Source organism: Tindallia californiensis (assembly GCF_900107405.1).
GTDB lineage: Bacteria > Bacillota > Clostridia > Peptostreptococcales > Tindalliaceae > Tindallia > Tindallia californiensis.
In genome coordinates, this window is the sequence record NZ_FNPV01000022.1 from 1 (window position 1) to 2,492 (window position 2,492).

General features: G+C 52.5%; 2 rRNA genes. Both read left to right on the top strand.

Annotated elements, in window-relative coordinates:
• Positions 1-2,352, top strand: a 23S ribosomal RNA gene (locus tag BLV55_RS14395); the annotation flags it as partial.
• Positions 2,353-2,397: 45 nt separating this feature from the next.
• Positions 2,398-2,492: ribosomal RNA gene (gene rrf / locus BLV55_RS14400) — 5S ribosomal RNA — on the top strand; the annotation flags it as partial.

Consider the following 2,492-nt stretch of genomic DNA (forward strand, 5'->3'; position numbering starts at 1 on the left):
ACGAATGTGACCGCGTACTTTTTGTAGAACGGGCCAACGAGTTGCGATTGGTAGCAAGGTTAAGTTCTTCAGGAACGGAGCCGTAGCGAAAGCGAGTCTTAATAGGGCGAATCAGTTACCGGTTGCAGACCCGAAACCGTGCGATCTACCCATGGCCAGGTTGAAGCGAGAGTAAAATCTCGTGGAGGACCGAACCAGGTGACGTTGAAAAGTCATTGGATGAGCTGTGGGTAGGGGAGAAATTCCAATCGAGCACGGAAATAGCTGGTTCTCGCCGAAATAGCTTTAGGGCTAGCCTTGGGAAGAGACGACAGGAGGTAGAGCACTGAATGGTCTAGGGGCCTTCACCGGTTACCAACACCTATCAAACTCCGAATGCCAGTCGTTATACCCAGGAGTCAGACTGCGAGTGATAAGATCCGTAGTCGAGAGGGAAACAGCCCAGACCAACAACTAAGGTCCCAAAGTGTATGTTAAGTGGAAAAGGATGTGAGATTGCAAAGACAACCAGGATGTTGGCTTAGAAGCAGCCATACATTTAAAGAGTGCGTAATAGCTCACTGGTCCAGGGATCTTGCGCCGAAAATAACCGGGGCTAAAACATACCACCGAAGTTTTGGATGTAGAAATACATGGTAGGCGAGCAATGCGTGCCGGACGAAGTCAGATTGTGAAGTCTGGTGGACGGCACACAAGAGAGAATGTTGGCATGAGTAACGAGAGGCAGGTGAGAAACCTGCCCGTCGAAAACCCAAGGGTTCCTGAGGAAGGCTCGTCCGCTCAGGGTAAGTCGGGACCTAAGCCGAGGCCGAAAGGCGTAGGCGATGGATAACAGGTGGAGATTCCTGTACCACCGAGATTCGCATGAGAGAAGTGGGGACACAGGAGGATAGACCGAGCGCGCCGTTGGTCGAGCGCGTCCAAGCTGGTAGGGAGAACAGGTAGGCAAATCCGCCAGTTCAGTAATCCTGAGAAGTGATGGGGAGCGAAAAACAAGTAGCGAAGCGGTTGAATCCACACTGTCAAGAAAAGCCACTATCGAGAATCAAGGTGCCCGTACCGCAAACCGACACAGGTGGGTGAGGAGAGAATCCTAAGACGAACGGGAGAACTATTGTTAAGGAACTCGGCAAAATGACCCCGTAACTTCGGGAGAAGGGGTGCCGAGCGAGGTGAATAAAGAACATTAGGAGCCTTGCTCGGCCGCAGTGAATAGGCCCAAGCGACTGTTTAGCAAAAACACAGGTCTCTGCAAAGTCGAAAGACGAAGTATAGGGGCTGACGCCTGCCCGGTGCTGGAAGGTTAAGGGGAAGAGTTAGGGTAACCGAAGCTTGGAACTTAAGCCCCAGTAAACGGCGGCCGTAACTATAACGGTCCTAAGGTAGCGAAATTCCTTGTCGGGTAAGTTCCGACCCGCACGAAAGGCGTAACGATTTGGGCACTGTCTCAACAATAGACCCGGTGAAATTGTAATACCAGTGAAGATGCTGGTTACCTGCGACAGGACGGAAAGACCCCGTGGAGCTTTACTGCAGCCTGACATTGGATTTTGGTACGGAATGTACAGGATAGGTGGGAGACTAAGAACCCAGGACGCCAGTCTTGGAGGAGTCGACGTTGGGATACCACTCTTTTCGTACTGGAATTCTAACCACGGACCGTAAACCGGTTCTGGGACACTGTCAGGCGGGCAGTTTGACTGGGGCGGTCGCCTCCCAAAGAGTAACGGAGGCGCTCAAAGGTTCCCTCAGCACGGTCGGAAATCGTGCGAAGAGTGTAAAGGCAGAAGGGAGCTTGAATGCGAGACCTACAAGTCGAGCAAGGACGAAAGTCGGACTTAGTGATCCGGTGGTACCGCGTGGAAGGGCCATCGCTCAACGGATAAAAGCTACCCCGGGGATAACAGGCTTATCTCCCCCAAGAGTCCACATCGACGGGGAGGTTTGGCACCTCGATGTCGGCTCATCACATCCTGGGGCTGAAGTAGGTCCCAAGGGTTGGGCTGTTCGCCCATTAAAGTGGTACGCGAGCTGGGTTCAGAACGTCGTGAGACAGTTCGGTCCCTATCCGTCGCAGGCGTTGGAAATTTGAGAGGAACTGTCCTTAGTACGAGAGGACCGGGATGGACATACCGCTGGTGAACCAGTTGTTCTGCCAAGAGCATCGCTGGGTAGCTACGTATGGCAGGGATAAGTGCTGAAGGCATCTAAGCACGAAGCCCGCCTCAAGATGAGATTTCCCACTCCGTAAGGAGGTAAGACCCCAGAAAGACGATCTGGTAGATAGGCCGGAGGTGGAAGTGCAGTAATGTATGGAGCTGACCGGTACTAATGGTACGAGGACTTGACCTAAAAAAAGTGCGAAAACGTTTCATGTAGTTTTGAGGGAACAACAGAAGACGTGACCAAAGCGAAGGGGAAACACCTGTTTCCATCTCGAACACAGCCGTTAAGCCCTTCAGCGCTGATGGTACCTGGAAGGAGACTTCCCG